General features: G+C 68.7%; 18 protein-coding genes and 3 tRNA genes. 15 read left to right on the top strand and 6 right to left on the bottom strand.

Annotated elements, in window-relative coordinates:
• Positions 1 to 162: 162 nt before the first annotated feature.
• Together ACFCYE_RS11605 and ACFCYE_RS11600 are read left to right on the top strand one after the other, a co-directional pair.
• The gene (locus ACFCYE_RS11605; RefSeq protein ID WP_376178855.1) at positions 163 to 384 is read left to right on the top strand and encodes a helix-turn-helix domain-containing protein; all 222 of its coding nucleotides are present in this window, start codon (positions 163 to 165) and stop codon (positions 382 to 384) included.
• Positions 374 to 1,657: a HipA domain-containing protein gene (locus ACFCYE_RS11600; RefSeq protein ID WP_376178853.1), complete on the top strand. Its 1,284-nt coding sequence runs from the start codon at positions 374 to 376 to the stop codon at positions 1,655 to 1,657. Before ACFCYE_RS11605 ends, ACFCYE_RS11600 begins: the two co-directional genes overlap by 11 nt.
• A gap of 207 nt (positions 1,658 to 1,864) precedes the next feature.
• On the opposite strand, the gene ACFCYE_RS11595 is transcribed toward ACFCYE_RS11600, so the two are convergent.
• The 3 genes from ACFCYE_RS11595 to ACFCYE_RS11585 form a co-directional block, all read right to left on the bottom strand.
• Positions 1,865 to 1,937, bottom strand: a tRNA-Phe gene (locus ACFCYE_RS11595).
• A 72-nt stretch (positions 1,938 to 2,009) separates the two neighbouring features.
• Positions 2,010 to 2,083, bottom strand: a tRNA-Asp gene (locus ACFCYE_RS11590).
• A 32-nt stretch (positions 2,084 to 2,115) separates the two neighbouring features.
• A tRNA-Glu gene (locus ACFCYE_RS11585) sits at positions 2,116 to 2,188 on the bottom strand.
• Positions 2,189 to 2,523: 335 nt separating this feature from the next.
• On the opposite strand from ACFCYE_RS11585, the gene ACFCYE_RS11580 reads away from it, so the two are divergent.
• The gene (locus ACFCYE_RS11580; RefSeq protein ID WP_376178851.1) at positions 2,524 to 3,837 is read left to right on the top strand and encodes a peptidoglycan DD-metalloendopeptidase family protein; all 1,314 of its coding nucleotides are present in this window, start codon (positions 2,524 to 2,526) and stop codon (positions 3,835 to 3,837) included.
• 66 nt (positions 3,838 to 3,903) lie between these two features.
• Here the strand turns inward: ACFCYE_RS11580 and ACFCYE_RS11575 are convergent, their stop codons facing one another.
• Positions 3,904 to 4,395 carry an inorganic diphosphatase gene (locus tag ACFCYE_RS11575; protein WP_376178849.1) on the bottom strand — a complete coding sequence of 164 codons (492 nt, stop codon included), beginning with the start codon at positions 4,393 to 4,395 and terminating at the stop codon, positions 3,904 to 3,906.
• A gap of 100 nt (positions 4,396 to 4,495) precedes the next feature.
• Between ACFCYE_RS11575 and tilS the strand changes: the two genes are divergently transcribed.
• The gene (tilS, locus tag ACFCYE_RS11570; protein ID WP_376178847.1) at positions 4,496 to 5,488 is read left to right on the top strand and encodes a tRNA lysidine(34) synthetase TilS; all 993 of its coding nucleotides are present in this window, start codon (positions 4,496 to 4,498) and stop codon (positions 5,486 to 5,488) included.
• Between the two features lie 12 nt (positions 5,489 to 5,500).
• Here tilS and ACFCYE_RS11565 read toward each other — a convergent pair whose 3' ends face one another.
• Positions 5,501 to 6,037 (bottom strand): DUF937 domain-containing protein, encoded by a 537-nt coding sequence (locus tag ACFCYE_RS11565; protein ID WP_376178845.1) that lies wholly within the window; start codon positions 6,035 to 6,037, stop codon positions 5,501 to 5,503.
• 85 nt (positions 6,038 to 6,122) lie between these two features.
• Here ACFCYE_RS11565 and hpt point away from each other — a divergent pair, with 85 nt between their 5' ends.
• The 10 genes from hpt (at position 6,123) to ACFCYE_RS11515 (ending at position 14,973) form a co-directional block, all read left to right on the top strand.
• Positions 6,123 to 6,674: a hypoxanthine phosphoribosyltransferase gene (hpt, locus tag ACFCYE_RS11560; protein WP_376178844.1), complete on the top strand. Its 552-nt coding sequence runs from the start codon at positions 6,123 to 6,125 to the stop codon at positions 6,672 to 6,674.
• 161 nt (positions 6,675 to 6,835) lie between these two features.
• Positions 6,836 to 8,851 (top strand): ATP-dependent zinc metalloprotease FtsH, encoded by a 2,016-nt coding sequence (ftsH, locus tag ACFCYE_RS11555; RefSeq protein ID WP_376178842.1) that lies wholly within the window; start codon positions 6,836 to 6,838, stop codon positions 8,849 to 8,851.
• Positions 8,852 to 8,853: 2 nt separating this feature from the next.
• Entirely contained in the window at positions 8,854 to 9,462 is a 609-nt protein-coding gene (gene folE, locus ACFCYE_RS11550) for a GTP cyclohydrolase I (protein ID WP_376178840.1), read from the top strand.
• Positions 9,459 to 10,268 carry a dihydropteroate synthase gene (gene folP, locus ACFCYE_RS11545; protein WP_376178838.1) on the top strand — a complete coding sequence of 270 codons (810 nt, stop codon included), beginning with the start codon at positions 9,459 to 9,461 and terminating at the stop codon, positions 10,266 to 10,268. The genes folE and folP overlap by 4 nt, the downstream gene beginning before the upstream one ends.
• Positions 10,265 to 10,642, top strand: a complete 378-nt coding sequence (folB, locus tag ACFCYE_RS11540; protein ID WP_376178836.1) for a dihydroneopterin aldolase — start codon at positions 10,265 to 10,267, stop codon at positions 10,640 to 10,642. Before folP ends, folB begins: the two co-directional genes overlap by 4 nt.
• The gene (gene folK, locus ACFCYE_RS11535) at positions 10,642 to 11,211 is read left to right on the top strand and encodes a 2-amino-4-hydroxy-6-hydroxymethyldihydropteridine diphosphokinase (protein ID WP_376178834.1); all 570 of its coding nucleotides are present in this window, start codon (positions 10,642 to 10,644) and stop codon (positions 11,209 to 11,211) included. Before folB ends, folK begins: the two co-directional genes overlap by 1 nt.
• The gene (locus tag ACFCYE_RS11530) at positions 11,208 to 11,702 is read left to right on the top strand and encodes a DUF3180 family protein (RefSeq protein WP_376178833.1); all 495 of its coding nucleotides are present in this window, start codon (positions 11,208 to 11,210) and stop codon (positions 11,700 to 11,702) included. Before folK ends, ACFCYE_RS11530 begins: the two co-directional genes overlap by 4 nt.
• Positions 11,653 to 12,249 (top strand): PH domain-containing protein, encoded by a 597-nt coding sequence (locus tag ACFCYE_RS11525; protein ID WP_376178832.1) that lies wholly within the window; start codon positions 11,653 to 11,655, stop codon positions 12,247 to 12,249. The genes ACFCYE_RS11530 and ACFCYE_RS11525 overlap by 50 nt, the downstream gene beginning before the upstream one ends.
• Positions 12,246 to 14,294 carry a PH domain-containing protein gene (locus ACFCYE_RS11520; RefSeq protein WP_376178830.1) on the top strand — a complete coding sequence of 683 codons (2,049 nt, stop codon included), beginning with the start codon at positions 12,246 to 12,248 and terminating at the stop codon, positions 14,292 to 14,294. Before ACFCYE_RS11525 ends, ACFCYE_RS11520 begins: the two co-directional genes overlap by 4 nt.
• Entirely contained in the window at positions 14,284 to 14,973 is a 690-nt protein-coding gene (locus ACFCYE_RS11515; protein WP_376178829.1) for a Rossmann-like and DUF2520 domain-containing protein, read from the top strand. The genes ACFCYE_RS11520 and ACFCYE_RS11515 overlap by 11 nt, the downstream gene beginning before the upstream one ends.
• Before the next feature lie 3 nt (positions 14,974 to 14,976).
• Here ACFCYE_RS11515 and ACFCYE_RS11510 read toward each other — a convergent pair whose 3' ends face one another.
• Positions 14,977 to 16,779 (bottom strand): DUF2207 domain-containing protein, encoded by a 1,803-nt coding sequence (locus tag ACFCYE_RS11510; protein ID WP_376178828.1) that lies wholly within the window; start codon positions 16,777 to 16,779, stop codon positions 14,977 to 14,979.
• 56 nt (positions 16,780 to 16,835) lie between these two features.
• On the opposite strand from ACFCYE_RS11510, the gene lysS reads away from it, so the two are divergent.
• Positions 16,836 to 18,359 (top strand): lysine--tRNA ligase, encoded by a 1,524-nt coding sequence (gene lysS / locus ACFCYE_RS11505; RefSeq protein ID WP_376178826.1) that lies wholly within the window; start codon positions 16,836 to 16,838, stop codon positions 18,357 to 18,359.
• The last annotated feature ends 7 nt before the right edge of the window (positions 18,360 to 18,366 follow it).

The following is an 18,366-nucleotide window of genomic DNA, read 5'->3' as shown; positions in this document are numbered from 1 at the left end:
ATGCCGGCACGTTGGTGGTCGCTCGCGGACGCCACGCAAGATCGAGTGGTGGGTGGTCGCGTGCTCGGCGACCCCAGAAGCGTGCGTTATAAGTCACTTCCCATTGTGTGCGTTATAAGTCACAAGTATGATTGTGCGTTATAAGTCACATGTGAGGTGAAGATGGAAGTACGCGCTGCATCCGACTTCGGGGCGCTCGTTGCTGATCGCCGCGAAGCTCTGAGTCTGTCTCAAGCTGAGCTCGCGCGCCGCGCCGGCGTCACTCGCGAGTGGGTCGTGCGGCTGGAGAACGGGTCCACGACCGTCACGCTCTTCCGGCTCATGCGCGTTCTCCGAGAGCTCGGCCTCGTCGTCGACGTCAGCGAGGTCGACGATGTCGAGTGAACTATTCGCGTATCTCGATGGCGAAGCGATCGGCGTCGTCGAGCAGTCGGCTGGCGGCGCCTTGTCCTTCACCTACGACGCTGACTACCGGTCCCGGCGCGACGCGACACCGCTCTCACTCTCCATGCCGCTTGTGCGCGCCGGGCACAAGAACAAGCCGGTGCGCGCTTTTCTGCAGGGGTTGCTTCCCGACAGTCCGGGCCGGCTCGCGGAGCTCGGACGCGAGTATCGTGTCAGCGCCAGCAATCCTTTCGCTCTGCTTTCTCACGTTGGTCGTGATGCGGCCGGTGCGGTGCAGCTGCTTCCGTCTGGAGAGGCGAGTGCTGACGCAGCCGAGCGTCACGGCGATGTGAGAGAACTCTCCGATACCGATTTCGCCGAGCTCGTGGCGGATCTTGTCCGCAACGGTGATACCTGGGGGAGGCGCACGGATGACGCCCGCTGGAGCCTTCCCGGTGCGCAGCCCAAAGTCGCGCTGTTCCGCACCGAGCAGGAGCGATGGGCGGTGCCGCAGGATTCGACACCGACCACGCACATACTGAAGCCAGCGGTCGCGCCCTATCCGGACCATCACATCAATGAGTTCATGACGATGGCTGCGGCGCGAGAGCTGAGGCTTCACGTCGCTGACGACTTCTTGGTGACCACCGAACGTGGACACGCGGTGTTCGTTTCCACGCGCTACGACCGCCGACTCGAAGACGGGAGTTGGCATCGACTCCATCAGGAAGACCTCTGTCAGGCGCTGAGCGTGCCGCCGGACATGAAGTATCAGTCCGAGGGCGGACCGGGAGTCGCCGCGATCGCCCGCCTCATCAACTCTCTGCCTGACGCCGAGGACCGACGAGGCAACGCAAGACAGTTCTACGAGGCTCTCGTGTTCTCGGTGGCGTCTCTCGGCATCGACGCGCACGCGAAGAACTACTCGCTTCTGCTGCGGCGCGATCGTGCCACGCTCGCCCCGCTCTATGACCTCGGCAGTTACGCTCCGTATCTCTCCGTCGACGGCGGTAACCCGAAGATGGCCATGTCGATCGAGGGCGAGTACAGCGCGCGGCGGATCACCCTCGATTCGCTGGTCAGGGTGGCGGCGCGGGTCGGCCTCGACCGCGATTGGGCTGAGGCGCGCGCCCATGAGATCGCGGACGGCATCGTGGGCGCCTACGCTGCGGCGGCGGATGCTGCGCGAGCGCAGCTCGGCGACGACCCGTTCGTCGGACGGATGGTCGACAGCATCCATGAGTACGCGTCGTCGCGTGGCTGGAACGCGTGAAGACCGGCACAAAACCGGCACAACCTCTCGGAGAGCGCGTCTTGTCCCGCCGTGCTTGCGCAGGGTCGGGAGTTCTGCTCTTCCAGCGACCGGGTCGGAACAGCCCAGGGGAGTGGCTGAAAACCAGCCCGCACCAGGGCAAAGCAAAACCCCCGCCATGTAGAAGCTAGGCGAGGGTTTCTAGGATCACTGTAATGATGACCCGTGTGGCTCCGACGGGCGTCGATCCCGTGACCTCACGATTTTCAGTCGTGCGCTCTACCAACTGAGCTACAGAGCCTCGCGGCACGTTCACAACCTGCCGCGTCTTAGACGACAGGCCCTCTTCGAAAAAAGGGCCTGTCGCTCAGAGCGACCCTGACGGGACTTGAACCCGCGACCTCCGCCGTGACAGGGCGGCACGCTAACCAACTGCGCTACAGGGCCATAACTATTCAATTGTATCGGATCCGCAGGAGTGACCCCAACGGGATTCGAACCCGTGCTACCGCCGTGAAAGGGCGGCGTCCTAGGCCGCTAAACGATGGGGCCGAAGTCTGTCCCGGAGGACTTCCTTGCCGACGCTCAAGCATAAAGGATGCTTTGACGAAAACGCGAATCGAGGGCGCGCCCTCTTACCGATCGGGCGTGTCGGGAGGACGATGGATGCCGTGAGTCGTGTCGCTTCAGGCGAACCCGCGCCGCAGGTGAACGTGCGCGACCACTGTTGCAGATGTGACACTTGTTGTTAGTGTGACATCTGTGAAACCGGCGGAAGGAGCCGTGTGAACGAGAAGGTTGCGGACGATGCTGCCCGAGCGGCGTCCGAAGACTGCGACTGCGCGCCCAACGCAGCCGAACGCACTGCCCTGTGGCAACGCGGCTCGATGACCCGACGCGCGGCGATCGGCGTCGGCGCGCTCAGCGTCGTCGCCCTCAGCGCTTTCGGCATCACCAACGGAGTGAACGCCGCGCACGCGGCCGAGTACCCGAGCTGGGACGACGTCCAGCGGGCGATGCAGAGCGAGGCGGCCAAGGCCGGCGAGGTCAAGCGCATCGAGGGGCTCATCGCCGCCCTCACGCAGAAGGTCGCGGAGACGCAGGCCGCGGCCGAAGCGGCATCCAACGAGTTCTACGAGGCGCAGCAGGCATTCTTCGACGCAGCCATCGAGGCGGACGAGCTCCAGGCGCAGGCCGATGAGCAGTCGGAGGCCGCCGACGCCGCCGCCACGAAGGCCGGACAGGTCGCCGCGCAGCTGTACCGCAACGGCGGAGACGACACCGCCCTCCAGCTCTTCTTCGCCGGCTCCGCCGCGGATGCCGATCAGCTTCTGTCCAAGCTCGGCACGATGGACAAGCTGCTCGAGTACAACCAGACCGTCTACGACGACGCCGTCGCAGCGCGCAACTCCGCGCAGCAGCTCAGCGATCAGGCCGTCGTCGCCCGCGAGGAGCGCGATCGTCTCCAGAAGATCGCCGAAGAGAAGATGGTCGCCGCGCAGAACGCCGCCGACGCGGCGCAGGCCGCGCTCGATGAGCAGTCCGCGAACCTCGACACTCTCCAGTCCCAGCTTCTTGCTCTCAAGGAAGCCACGGCAGCGACCGTCGCCTCCTACCAGAAGGGCGTCGAAGAGCGCCGCAAGGCCGAAGAGGCACGCAAGGCCGAAGAAGCGCGCAAGCGCCGCGAGGCCGAAGAAGCCGCTCGACGCGCTGCCGAAAGCGGCGGTGGAGGCGGCGGTGGCGGTGGAGGCGGCGGCGGTGGCGGTGGAGGCGCGCCGACCTCGAGCGGCTGGGTCCGTCCGCACGGCGGCTACCGCTCTTCCGGTTACGGCCGACGCCCCGTGAAGTGCTCGAACGGCAACTGCTCCTCCAGCTTCCATCGCGGCGTCGACCTCGCCAACGGCTGCGGCGCACCGATCTACGCCGCCGCATCCGGCGTCGTCGATGCGGCCTTCTACAACGGCGGCTACGGCAACTACATCCGCATCCAGCACGGTGGCGGCAGCGCCACGGGCTACGCGCACATCCGCTCCGGCGGCTTCGCGGTGCGCAGCGGTCAGCACGTCTCGGCCGGACAGATCATCGCCTACGCCGGCAACACCGGCAACTCGCTGGGCTGCCACCTGCACTTCGAGGTCTACATCGGCGGCTCTCCCATCAACCCGATCGGATTCATGGCGGACCGCGGCGTCAGCGTCTGACCCCGCCCACGAGAAAACCCCCGGTCCGCGTCAGCGGAACCGGGGGTTTCTTCTACCGGCTGAGGGTCAGTGACCCTGTTCGCCGAAGCGGACGATCGCCTCGTCGAGAATGCGCTGCGCTTCCGCGGCGTCCCCCCAGGCGTCGACCTTGACCCACTTGTTGGGCTCGAGGTCCTTGTAGTGCTCGAAGAAGTGCTCGATCTCCTTCTTCGTGTAGTCGGCGAGGTCGCCGATGTCCTGGATGTGCGCCCAGCGTGGGTCCTTGGTCAGCACGGCGACGAGCTTGTCGTCGCCACCGGCCTCGTCGCTCATCTTCAGAACGGCGACGGGACGCACGTTGACGACGACGCCCGGGTAGATCGCGTGGTCGAGCAGGACCAGGACGTCCAGCGGGTCGCCATCCTCTCCGAGCGTGTTGTCGAAGTAGCCGTAGTCGGCCGGGTAACCGAACGTCGTGTACAGGACGCGGTCGAGGTGCACTCGTCCGGTCTCGTGGTCGACCTCGTACTTCACGCGGCTGCCGCGCGGGATCTCGATGACGGCGTCGTGTGCGCCCATGCGTGTGCTCCTCAGAAAAGACGGTTGGATGCCGCGGACAAGCCTACTTCGCGAAAACCGACTCGCGTGAGATCGGGTGGACGACGGCTACCGTGGAGGTGTGCCCTCGCTGAATCCCGCCGTCGCAGAGATCCGCCTCGCCGTCCGAGCCGCGCTCGCCGAGCTTGCGGACGGATCGACCGTGATCGTGGCGCTGTCGGGCGGCGCCGATTCGCTCGCGCTCACCGCGGCGACGGTGTTCGAAGCGCGCTCGCGCGGGATGAACGTCCTCAGCCTGACGGTCGATCACCAGCTGCAGGAGGGGTCCGACCGAGTGGCGGCGACCGCCGCTGTGACGGCGGAGCACATCGGAGTGGACGATGCGCTGCAGACCAAGGTCGACGTATCCGGGCGCGGTGAAGGTCTGGAAGCAGCGGCGCGCGCCGCCCGATACGCCGCCATCGGCGGGATCGCGCGCGCCGAGCGTGCGGACGCGGTCCTGCTCGGACACACCCTCGACGACCAGGCGGAGACCGTGCTGCTGGGACTCGCCCGCGGGTCCGGAGCGACGAGTCTGCAGGGCATGGCCCCGTCTCGTGAGGACGAGGACGGCATCCGCTGGATCCGTCCGTTGCTCGCAGTGCGCCGGGCGACGACCAGGGCGTTCTGCGCGGCCTCCGAGCTGGAGGCCTGGGACGACCCGCACAACACCGAGGCGCGCTTCGCGCGGGTGCGGGTGCGCGACCGGGTGCTTCCCGTGCTCGAGTCGGAACTCGGACCGGGCATCGCGCAGGCGCTGGCTCGTACGGCCGAGCAGCTCCGGGAGGATGCCGAGGCCTTCGACGAGATGATCCACGAGACCATCGAGGACATCGTCGAGCATGCCGAGGCCGGCATCTCCGTCAGCGCCGCGGCCCTTGCCGCCAATCCGGCGGCGCTGCGCAACCGCATCATCCGCCTCGTGGTCGACAGCGAGTTCGGTGCGAGCCTGACCCGCACGCAGACGCTCGAGGTCGCGCGCCTCGCCACCGACTGGTCCGGTCAGGGCCCGATCGACCTGCCGGGGTGCGCGGCGCAGCGCCGCGGCGGGCGGATCGTGTTCACCGCGCGCTGACCGCGCGCCGACCTACTTCTTGCCGCCGAACAGGCCGCCGAGGATTCCGCCCAGGTCGATCCCGCCGCCGGTGCCGCCCTGCGCGCCGCCGCCCAGGATCCCGCCGATGATGTCGCCGAGTCCACCGCCGGACGCCTCGCCGGATGCGCCGGTCTTGTCCGACTTGCTCTGGGTGGCGTTCGCGATGAGGTTCATCACGATCGGAGCCAGGATCGGCAGGAGCTTGCCGAAATCGATGCCCGCGGTCTCCTTCGACTCGGTGAGCTTCGTGGTGACCTCGGTCTGCTTGTCGCCCAGCACGTGCTCGACGATCTTGTCGCCGTCGGCCTGATCGATGTCGTCGACCTTGGCGGGCGTCGCACCCCCGTGCTTCTGCAGGGCCTTCTGGATCGCCGCTGACCCCTCCGAGCTCTCGGCGTTCTTCGCCAGACCGGTCAGCAGGACGGCACCGCCCTCCTCGACCGCCTTCTTCGCCTCGTCGGGTGACACCCCCAGCTTCGCGGCGATGTCGTCGATCGGAACCTGCTTGAGGATGTCATCGAGAGCCATGCGAAATCCTTCCTTCGGGGCGTTCGCCCTGGTCACGGCTCACATTAGTGCCGATGCGCCCGCATCCGTCACATAAAATCGATCCATGCGCGCCGCCGAGATCCAGGACGACCTTGCACAGATCCTCGTCACAGAGGAGGAGATCCAGGCCAAGCTCGCCGAGCTGGCGGCCAGGGTCGCCGAAGACTACGCCGGCAAGGACCTGCTGCTCGTCGGCGTCCTCAAGGGCGCGATCATGGTGATGGCCGACTTCGCCCGGGCGCTGCCGTTCCACGCACCGATGGACTGGATGGCCGTGTCGAGCTACGGCTCCAGCACCAAATCCAGCGGTGTCGTCCAGATCCGCAAGGACCTCGACACCGACCTGCACGACAAGCACGTCCTGATCGTCGAGGACATCATCGACTCGGGCCTGACGCTCAGCTGGCTGCTGGAGAACTTCGCGTCCCGCGACCCCGCCTCGATCGAGGTGCTGGCGCTGCTGCGCAAGCCGGAGGCGGCGAAGGTCGAGATCGACTGCAAGTACGTCGGCTTCGACATCCCGACGGAGTTCGTGGTCGGGTACGGGCTCGACTACGACGAGCGCTACCGCAACCTGCGTGACGTCGCCGTGCTCGCACCGCACGTCTACTCCTGACGACATCCTGATCGCAGGTCGCACCTCGGCCTCGGCATCCGACGTCCTCTGCGAGCTCCGGGGAGCGGCGCCGCATCCTGTGAGCCGCACCGGCGTGCGGCTGTCCGCCGTGGGCGAATCACAGCGGCCGCCAAGCGGTCGGGCGGTACGCTGAACCCATCATGGATGTGAAGAAGATCACCCGGAATCCCCTGATCTACGTCGCGCTCGTCGGCGTGCTCCTGTTCAGCGGATTCCTGCTGATCTCGAATCTCGGGGCGCCGAAGCAGATCACGGTGCAGCAGGGGCTCGAACTGCTCGCGGGCGATACGGTCACCGAGGTGACCAACACCGACGGCGATCAGCGTGTCGACATGACGCTCTCGAAGGAGTTCGAGGGCGCCAAGGACGTGCAGTTCTACTACGTCGACGCACGAGGCGACCAGATCGTCGAGGCCATCGACGCGGCAGACCCCAAGGACGGCTTCACCGACGTCGTGCCCCGCGCCACGTGGTTCGACAGTTTCCTGTCGCTGCTCATCCCGCTCGTCCTGCTCGGCCTGCTGTTCTGGTGGCTGCTGAGCTCGATGCAGGGCGGCGGCGGCAAGGTCATGCAGTTCGGCAAGTCCAAGGCCAAGCTCGTGAGCAAGGAGACTCCGACGGTCACCTTCGTCGACGTCGCCGGTGCCGACGAGGCCATCGAAGAGCTCCAGGAGATCAAGGAGTTCCTGCAGGATCCCGCGAAGTTCCAGGCCATCGGTGCCCGCATCCCCAAGGGCGTGCTGCTGTACGGCCCTCCTGGTACCGGAAAGACTCTGCTCGCCCGTGCCGTCGCAGGCGAGGCCGGCGCCCCGTTCTACTCGATCTCGGGATCCGACTTCGTCGAGATGTTCGTCGGTGTCGGTGCCTCGCGCGTGCGAGACCTGTTCAACCAGGCCAAGGAGAACGCCCCGGCGATCATCTTCATCGATGAGATCGACGCGGTCGGGCGCCACCGCGGCGCAGGCATGGGCGGCGGCAACGACGAGCGCGAGCAGACCCTGAACCAGATGCTCGTCGAGATGGACGGCTTCGACCCGAACGCCAACGTGATCGTGATCGCCGCGACGAACCGCCCCGACATCCTCGACCCTGCCCTGCTGCGTCCCGGACGCTTCGACCGGCAGATCGGAGTCGACGCCCCCGACCTCAAGGGTCGTCTGCACATCCTCGAGGTGCACGCGAAGGGCAAGCCGCTGTCCAATTCGGTCGACCTCGAGGTCGTCGCACGCAAGACACCCGGCTTCACGGGTGCCGACCTCGCGAACGTCCTCAACGAGGCGGCCCTGCTCACCGCGCGCTCGAACGCGCAGCTCATCGACAACCGTGCGCTGGACGAGGCCATCGACCGCGTGATCGCCGGCCCGCAGCGTCGTACGCGCGTGATGAAGGACCGCGAGCGTCTGATCACCGCGTACCACGAGGGTGGCCACGCCCTGGCCGCGGCAGCGATGAACTACACGGACCCGGTCACCAAGATCACGATCCTGCCGCGCGGCAGGGCACTGGGATACACCATGGTGCTGCCGCTGGATGACAAGTACTCCGTCACCCGCAACGAACTGCAGGACCAGCTCACCTACGCCATGGGCGGCCGCGTCGCCGAGGAGATCGTCTTCCACGACCCGACCACCGGAGCGTCGAACGACATCGAGAAGGCGACCAGCATCGCGCGCAAGATGGTCATCGAATACGGCATGACCACCGATCTCGGGCCGGTCAAGCTCGGCTCAGAGGGTGGCGAGCCGTTCGCCGGACGCGACATGGGTCGCGGACGCGAATACTCCGAGACGGTCGCGGAGCGGGTCGACACCGAGGTGCGCGCGCTCATCGAGCAGGCGCACAACGAGGCCTACCAGGTGATCAGCGACAACCGCGACGTTCTCGACCGCCTTGCGCTCGCCCTGCTCGAGGAGGAGACGCTCGATCACAACCGGATCGCCGAGCTCTTCCACGACGTGCGCAAGCTCCCGGAGCGTCCGCTGTGGCTGTCCAGCGAGGACCGTCCGGTGTCGACCAGGCCGCCGATCGAGGTCCCCAAGCGGCTCGTCCCGGCGGATGCCGCCGCATCCGAAGCGGCGCCGGCGGATGCGGCGGCGACCAGGGGCACAGCCGATTCCGCTCCTGCGTCCGGACACACGCGTCCGGCGACCGCCTGATCGTGACCGTCGACATCCAGCGGGTCGCAGCTCTGACCCGCGAGCTGCTCGAGGCGATCGGCGAGGATCCCGAACGACCGGGGCTCAAGCAGACCCCGCAGCGCGTCGCCGACCTGTATGCCGAGTTCTTCGCCGGTGTCGGTGAGGATGCCGCCGCGCCGCTCGCCCACACCATCAGCGTGTCGCGGGGGCCGGCGCCGGAGACCATGCCCAGCGGCGCGGTCGTGCTGCGCGACATCCGCTTCCGCTCGGTGTGCGAGCATCACCTGCTGCCCTTCGCCGGACGGGCGCACCTCGCGTATCTTCCCGGCGAACAGGTCGTCGGCCTCGGTGCTCTCGTGAAGGTCGTCGAGACCCTCGCGACCCGCCCGCAGGTGCAGGAGCGCCTCGGCGAGCAGATCGCCGACACGATCGATGCGCACCTGGACACCCGCGGAGTTCTGGTCGTGCTGGATGCCGTGCACGGCTGCGTCACGATGCGGGGCGGACGCCAGCCCGAGGCATCCACGCTCACCATCGCCGCCCGCGGCGCATACCTGGACCCCAGCGCCCGCGCCGAGATCATCGCCCTGATCGCGGCGCCCTCTGCACACGGAGCCGATCAGCCGTGACCGTGATCTGGGGCATCGTGAACGTCACGCCCGACTCCTTCAGCGACGGCGGGCGCTTCCTCGACGCGACGCGCGCGATCGAGCACGGTCTTCAGCTGTGGCGCGACGGCGCCGACGTGCTGGACGTCGGCGGAGAGTCGACCCGTCCTGGCGCCGAGCGCGTGGATCCTTCCATCGAGCAGGAGCGCGTGCTGCCGGTCGTCACCGCGCTCGCCGCCGAGGGCGCGACGGTCAGCATCGACACCCTCAACGCCTCGACGGCCGCCGCCGCGGTGTCAGCGGGTGCTCGGATCGTCAACGACGTCTCCGGCGGCCTCGCCGATGAGCGCATGCTGGCAGCCGTCGCCGACACGGACGCCGACTATGCGCTGGGCCACTGGCGCGGACCGTCCTCCGACATGTACGCGAACGCCGCCTACCGCCGTGCGGCGCGCGAGGTCGCCGGCGAGCTTCGCGAAGGCGTCGGCAGGGCGGCGGCCGCCGGGATCGCCCCATCGCGCCTCATCCTCGACCCCGGCATCGGATTCGCGAAGGCGGGCCGGACGAACTGGGACGTCCTGCGAGGGCTGGACGAGATCACGGCCCTCGGTCACCGTATCCTCATCGGAACATCACGCAAGAGGTTCCTCGCCGAGGTCCTCCAGGATGCCGCAGATGGCGAGGTCGCGCTCGACCGGCGCGACCTCGCCACCGCCGTCACCAGCGCCCTCGCCGCACGCGCCGGGGCCTGGGGCGTCCGCGTCCACGATGTCGCCGCGACCCGCGACGCGCTCGCCGTCGCGCGGGCCTGGGAGGGCTCAGCATGAACCCCATCGATGAGATCTTCCTCGCCGGACTCACGGCGTTCGGCCGCCACGGCGTATACGAACACGAGCGCGAGAACGGCCAGGAGTTCGCCGTCGATCTGCGGCTGAACCTCGACCTCGCGGATGCCGCGGCATCCGACGACGTCGCCGACACCGTGCACTATGGGGAACTCGCCGACAAGGTCGTCGAGATCATCGAGGGCGAACCCGTCAATCTCATCGAGACGCTCGCCGAGCGGATCGCCGACGTCGTCCTCGCCGACGAGCGGGTCCTGTTCGTCGCTGTCACGGTCCACAAGCCGCACGCGCCGATCGCGCATACGTTCTCGGATGTCTCCGTGACCGTCCGCCGCGGGCGTCAGGAGGCGCGCTGATGGTCCGGATGCCGCCGCTGCCGCCGATCGACCCCCGGCCCGGCCGCGATGCGGCGGTCGCCGTCGTGGCGCTCGGGGCGAACCTCGGCGACCGACGTGAGACCGTCGAGCGCGCAGCGGCGCGTATCGCGCGACTGCCGCTGGTCGACGACGTGCGGCTGTCGCCGCTGCACGAGACGGTCGCCGTGCGGTGGGACGGCCCTGACCCCGATGCGCCGAGCTATGTCAATGCGGTCGCGCAGGTGACGACGAGGCTGGCACCGCAGGTGCTGCTGGGCATGCTGCACGCCATCGAGGAGGAGCACGGGCGACAGCGCCGTGAGCGATGGGGCGACCGCACGCTCGACCTCGACCTCATCGTGTACGGCGACGTCACGTCAGACGCGGAGCACCTGCTGCTGCCGCATCCTCGTGCCGCCGAGCGACTCTTCGTGCTCGAACCCTGGCTGGATCTCGATCCGGATGCCGAGATCCCCGGCCGCGGGCGCGTGGCCGACCTCGTGGCATCGCTCCGGGCGGACGCCGACGGCGATAACGACGGCGACGAGCAGGGCGGGCTCAGCGGATGAAGCGCACCTCCGCCCTGGTGCTGTTCGTCCTGGCATTGCTCGGCGCCGCCGGCGGTTTCGGGCTCGACCACCTGCTGACCGTCAGCGGCCGGGCGACGTTCACGCCGTCCGCCTGGTTGCCGGTGCTTCTGCTCCTGCTCCTGCTCGCGGCAGCGTGCCTCGGGCTCGCGTGGCCGGTGCGTCGCAGCGTTCGCGGTCGATCCGGCAAGCGCATCGACCCGTTCAGCGCCCTGCGCGCCGCGACGCTGGCGCGTGCCTCCAGCCTGCTCGGTGCGCTGCTCGCCGGCTTCGGCGCCGGCATCCTGGCGTTCCTGCTGTCCCGTCCGGTCGGGCCGCCGGTAGGGTCGATGGTGGCGATGGTCGCACTCGTTGCGAGCGCCATCGTCCTCGTGGCGGCCGCGCTCGTCGCCGAACAGTTCTGCACCCTGCCGAAGGATCCTGATGACCGACAGCCAGACGACCCCTCCCCAGGAGCCGACGCCGGGCGCTGACCCCGGTCCGACGCAGAGCCCCGCGCTCGACCAAGGCACCTACACCGGCATCCGCGAGCCGCGTGGCGAAGGCCGCCTCGCCCTCGACGGACAGTGGCATCAGATCTCGCCGCGCTATGTGACGTCCCAGTTCGTGCAGAACGCGATCTTCATCGCGGTGGTGGTCATGGCCGCGCTCGTGCTGAGCCTGGTGCTGCATCAGGCGTGGGCGTGGATCCCCGCCGGCGTGATCGTCGTGGTCACGCTGATCACACTCGTCGTGCTGCCCCGGCAGGCCAAGGCGATCGGCTACATGCTGCGCACCGACGACATCGTCTTCCGCAAGGGCATTCTGTGGCAGCGGATGATCGCCGTGCCCTACGGGCGGATGCAGCTCGTCGACATCACGCACGGTCCGCTCGATAGGGCATTCGGAGTCTCGCAGCTGAAGATGGTGACGGCCGCGGCGACCACCGGTGTGCAGATCCCCGGCCTGAGCCAGGCAGCGGCCGAGGCGCTGCGCGACACGCTGATCGAGGTCGCCGAGACCCGCCGGACCGGCCTGTGAGCGTCCCGTCCTTCGGCCAGCCCGGCCCGCCGGCGCCCTCGATCTCGGCGCCTCAGACTCTCGGTGAGGACACCCTCGCCGACGGCGAATGGCACCGCCTGCACCCGCTGACTCCGCTGTTCAAGGGCGGGCTGGTGCTCATCGTCGTCGCGGGCATCGTCATCAGCAACTTCCGGGATCGGTTCATCTACTGGCTCGTGAACCTCTTCGCCCCACCAGGCGAGCTCGAGGACGACGCGGTCGATTACGCCCAGGCCGACCCGATCGACTGGATCCTCACCAACAACCTCATCCTGGTCGCCCTGCTCGTCACGCTCGGCCTCGTCCTCGTCCTGTGCGCGGCGTTCTGGCTGGTCTGGCGATTCCAGGAGTTCCGCATCACCGACGACCACGTCGAGGTGCGCAAGGGGATCATCTTCCGATCGCACCGCCGTGCCCCTCTGGACCGCGTGCAGGGGGTCAACCTGACCCGGCCCTTCCCCGCGCGGCTCATCGGCATGGCCAAGCTCGAGGTGGTCGGTGCCGGCACCGACGCGAACGTCCCGCTCGAGTACCTGTCGACGCCCAAGGCCGAGGCCGTCCGCGCCGACATCCTGCGCCTCGCGTCCGGCGCCAGGGCCGCGAGGGAGGCAGCCCGCACCGGACAGCCGGCACCGGCGGCGAGCAGGCGTCAGCAGGTCGCCGGCACCGTCAGCCACGGCATCAACGATCTGATCGACGGCGTCGACCTCGCAGACGTCGCCCCCGAGAGCGTCGTGAAGATCCCGACCGGACGCCTGGTCGGCTCGCAATTGCTCAGCGGAGTGCTGTGGCTGGTCTTCTTCGGCGTGCTGTTCGCGATCATGATGGCGTTCGTGGTTCCGGTGGTGCTCGCGGACGAGGGGGACGGGGCCGGATTCGCGATCCTCGGGATCAGCCTCGGCACCGGCATCCCGTTGGTGATCGCCACCGTGGCGATCACGTGGGCCCAGATCTCCAAGTCGCTGCGCTATTCGATCGCGCCGACTCCTGACGGTGTGCGCATCACCTACGGACTGTTCACGACGGTCACCGAGACGATCCCACCGGGACGCATCTTCGCCGTGGAGGTCACGCAGTCGCTGCTGTGGCGTCCGTTCGGGTGGTGGACGATCAAGATCAACCGGATGAGCGGCAAGAGCGCGGCGCAGCAGCAGTCGGGCAGCGCGCAGCAGTTCAGCATCGTGCTCCCGGTCGGCAAGCGCGCCGACGTCGAGCGGGTGCTCGGGCTCATCCTGCCCGACCTGCCTGCGTCCGATGTTCCGCTGGTCTGGGAGCACGGCATCCTCGGTCCGCAGCAGGACGACCCGTACGTACGCATGCAGCCGCGCGGGTGGTGGCGCCGTCCGGTGTCCTGGAAACGGCACGGCCTCGCGCTCACCGACTTCGGACTGATCCTGCGTCGTGGCGTGATGTGGCGCAAGCTCGCGGTCTTCCCGCTGGCCCGCATGCAGGGTGCCTCGGTCTCGCAGGGCCCCATCGACCGCGCGCAGCGGGTCGCCTGGATGAAGGCGCACAGCGTCACCGGCCCTATCCTCGGCGAGATCGTCGGTATCGACAGCGCGCAGCTCATGGCCGTGTTCGACGACATGGCCCGGCGCACCTCGGCCTCCGTCGGTCGCGACCGTGGCCACCGCTGGGCGGAGCAGTCGGATGCCGCAGCTCCGGACGCTGTGCCGCCCACCTGGCCCGCGCCCGCGGTCCCGCCGCCCGCGCCCGGCTTCACTGTGCCGGCGTTCGGAGCCCCGCCGACTGGCGGTGGGCCGGTTCCGCCGGTCGGGCCGCCGGCGCCTCCGACCGTCGTGCCGCCGCCTCCGGTTCCGCCGCAGCCGGCGCCGCCGGTGATCACGCCGCAGCCGGCGCCTCCGGTTCTGCCGGCAGCACCGCCTGTTCCGCCGGCAGCGCCACCCGTTCCGCCAGCAGCGCCGCCCGTCCAGCCGGCGTCGCCGCCTGCTCCGCCGGCAGCACCGCCTGTTCCGCCGGCGGCGCCACCCGCCCCACCGGAGGAGCCTTCGCGTGAATCGTGAGGGCCGTCTCGGCGTCGGCATCGTCGGCGCCGGTAGGGTCGGACCCGTGATCGGCGCGGCGCTCGCCGGCGCGGGGCACGCGATCGTCGGCATCACGGCATCCTCGGACGACGAACGCGCGTCCGCCGTGCTGCCGGACGTCCCCGTGCTCGAGGCCCCCGAGGTGCTGCGCCGCAGCGAACTCGTGATCCTCGCGGTTCCGCATGACGACCTCTCCGACATCGTCGCCGGTCTCGCGCAGTTGGGTGCCTGGCAGCCTGGCCAGCTCGTGCTGCACACCGACCCCGCTTACGGCATCGGCGTGCTCGAGCCGGCGCAGCGTGCAGGGGTCATCCCGCTGGCGGTGCATCCGGCGATCACGTTCACCGGCACGACGATCGACCTGCGTCAGCTGCAGGCGTCGTTCGCCGCCGTGACCGCGCCGGCGCCGGTGCTGCCGATCGCGCAGGCGCTCGCGGTGGAGCTGGGCTGCGAGCCGGTCGTCATCGCCGAGGAGGACCGGCCGGCGTACGCCGAAGCGATCGCCACGGCATCCGAGTTCTCCCGGTCGATCATCGCCCAGGCGACCGGCCTTCTCCGAGGGATCGGGGTCGAGAACCCCGGTGGCTACCTGTCGGCACTGGTGCAGTCGACGGTCGAGCGTGCGCTGCGCGACGCATCGGATCCGCTGCTGCCCTGAGGGTCAGCGCCCTCCGGAGAAGCCTCCGCCTCCTCCACCGCCCGAGAAGCCGCCCCCGGTCGAACCGCCGAAACTCGACGAGCTCCCGCTGCTCGGTGAGGTGTATGTCGACGAGCCGGCCGTCGCGGTCGAGAAGCCGGCCAGCCGGAGGGAGAGCCCGACAGCCGCGCCGTCGACCCACACCGGCGTCCGCTGGTCCTGCGCGTATGCGGTTTCGAGGACTTCGCCCCATTCGCGTTCCTGGCCGAACAGGACGGCGTAGGGCAGCAGCAGCTCGTACAGGTGGATCACGTCGATCGTGCCGTCGGAGCGGCGTTCCGCTCCGGTGTACGACTGCAGCATCCGCAGTCGGTCTTCCTCGGCCACGCGGATGAACTCGCGCACGCCCTCGAGATGCTCGAGGGCCAGTGCGCCTTCCGGCGTCGGCACTGTGCGCGCCGACAAGGCGGCGATGAGCGAGACGACCACGGCCGCGCCGAGGAACGCCGACAGCAGGATGCCGGGGACAGCGCTCTCCCGACCCAGAACCGCACCCCAGATCCCGAGGCCGAGACCGCCGGCTGCCACGCCGAGCGCGACCCAGCACAGCACGGCGGCCGTGTGGCTGCGGGCCTTCGTGGTGAGTCCTCGTTCCTCGGCCGCCTTCTTCCCGGCCCTGATGAGGCCCTGCATGCGCTTCGCGAACGCGGAGCTCTCCTTCGGGATCGTCATGACGACATCCGGTTCGTCGTTGCTGAACACGGCCTTCAGCGCGCGGTGATCGAGCGGATCGGGAATCGGAGCGGACAGCCGGCGAAGCCGCGGCCGGGTCTGATCCTTCGTTCCTTCCGGCAGCTCTTCCAGGCGGAGGAGTCCGCGCACGGCGAGATGGATGATCTGCGCGGTGATCGGGTTGCGTGCACGAGGCACGATCGCGTTCGCGAGGAGCGGCGGCATCGAGGTGGCCACGTCGTACTGGGCGACGACCACGCCGGTCGCACGGCGTCGGGAGCGGACCATCGCCGAAGTCGCGATCCATCCGCCGGCGGCGAGCGCTGCTGCCGCACCGCTCGTCACGACCGGCACGACATCGGTGATGGGGTTCGGCTGCCGGGTGTCGGGCTGGACGACGGCGCCTGGTTCGAGACCGATCGCGACGGACACGCCCTCGCCGGCGGAGAGGCCCGTCCCGGCGACCGTGGCGGTGTCGCCGTCGACGGTCAGATCGCAGGGATCCTTGGAGCCCTGTTCGCCCCTGTAGCAGGCCGAGTCGCCGGTCAGCCGCGCACTCAATTCCGGGGCGAACACGATGTCGGCGGTGAACTCGTCGATCGGCTGCGTGCTGTCCAATGGCAGCAGGTCCCAGTAGAACTCGTCCAAGCCGTTGCGGGCGGCCAGGATGACGTCGCGCATCTCGTAGGTGATGACGTAGGTGGTCGGCCCGTGCACGTACTCGTCGGTGCCCGTGAGGATGTAGAGGACGTCGTCGTCTTCCTCTGTCTCGTACGGGACCGAGGAGCCGCCGGCATCCTCGACCGAGATCACTCGGGGGTCGGTCGAGGCGCCTTCGTAGCCCATCGGCAGCCCGCGCACGATGCCGCGGTTCTGGTCGAACTCGGGGAATGCGGCGGTCAGCGTCTCGGTGACCTTCATGGTGGCGCGGCCCTCGTCGTCTGTGCCGAGTTCGTACTCCGCATCCCACGATGCATAGGAGAAGTCGTTCACATCGCCGGTGACGGATGCCGAGGCGACCGTCGCAGGCAGGGCGGACGCCACTGCGGCGAGGACGAGTGCGGCGAGCAGGTGGAGTCCTCGACGAGCGCTCATGGCTTCCACGCTACCCGCCCACGATAAACTGGCCGCTGACTTCCAAGGAGCCCCGCATGACGAACGCGCCTGACGCGCCCGCCCCCGTCCCCCACGAGGACGAGGACATCCACGAGCAGAAGGCCGTCCGTCTCGCCAAGCGCGAGCGCCTGATCGCGAAGCGTGCCGATGCATCTGGCGGGGCGTTCCCGGTCGGTGTGCCGGTGACGCACACCATCCCGTCGCTGCGGGCCGACTACGGCGACCTCGAAGCGGGCGCCGAGACCGGTGTGGTCGTCGGCGTCGCCGGGCGCGTCGTGTTCAGCCGCAACACCGGCAAGCTCTGCTTCGCGACGCTGCAGGCCGGTGACGGTTCGCGCATCCAGGCGATGATCTCCCTCGCGAACGTCGGCGACGAGTCGCTGGCGGAGTGGAAGGAGTATGTGGACCTCGGCGACCACGTCTTCGTGCACGGTGAAGTGATCTCCAGCCGTCGCGGCGAGCTGTCGATCATGGCGGACGGCTGGGCGATCGCGTCGAAGGCGATCCTGCCCCTGCCCAACGCGTACTCCGAACTCAGCGAGGAGGGCCGCGTGCGCAGCCGCTACCTCGACCTGATCGTCCGCGAGCAGGCGCGCACCACTGTCCGCGCCCGCGCGGCCGTGAACGCGAGCCTTCGCGCCACATTCGCCGGCCACGACTACCTCGAGGTCGAGACGCCGATGCTGCAGGTACAGCACGGCGGGGCCTCCGCTCGGCCTTTCATCACGCACTCGAACGCGTTCGACACCGAGCTCTACCTGCGCATCGCGCCGGAGCTGTATCTGAAGCGCGCCGTCGTCGGCGGCATCGAGCGCGTGTTCGAGATCAACCGGAACTTCCGCAACGAGGGCGCCGACTCGACGCACAGCCCCGAGTTCGCGATGCTCGAGGCCTACCAGGCTTACGGCGACTACGACCAGATGGCCCAGTTGACACAGGAACTCGTGCAGCAGGCCGCGATCGCCGTCGCCGGTTCGACGACCGTGACCTGGGCCGACGGCACCGAGTACGACCTCGGCGGTGAGTGGGACCGCATCTCGATGTACGAATCGCTGTCGGCGGTTTCCGGTCGCACCGTGACCCCCGGTGACTCGGTCGAGGACCTGATCGCGTTCGCCGAGGCGAACGGGGTGGACGTCCCGCCGCAGGCCACGCACGGCAAGCTCGTCGAAGAGCTCTGGGAGCACTTCGTCAAGGGCGATCTCGTGCGCCCGACGTTCGTGATGGATTTCCCTCTCGACACCTCGCCCCTCGTACGCGAGCACCGTTCCATCGAGGGCGTCGTGGAGAAGTGGGACCTGTACATCCGCGGGTTCGAACTCGCGACCGGATACTCCGAGCTGGTCGACCCCGTCATCCAGCGCGAGCGCTTCATCGAGCAGGCCAAGCTCGCCGCCCGTGGCGACGTCGAGGCGATGCGCGTCGACGAGGAGTTCCTCCGTGCGCTCGAGCACGGCATGCCGCCGTCCGGCGGCATGGGTATGGGGATCGACCGCCTGCTGATGGCGATCACCGGGCTCGGCATCCGCGAGACCATCCTGTTCCCGCTGGTGAAGTGACGACGAC

Source organism: Microbacterium sp. NPDC056234 (assembly GCF_042267585.1).
In the GTDB taxonomy this organism is placed as follows: Bacteria; Actinomycetota; Actinomycetes; order Actinomycetales; family Microbacteriaceae; genus Microbacterium.
This window is presented reverse-complemented; position numbering and strand designations above follow the sequence as displayed.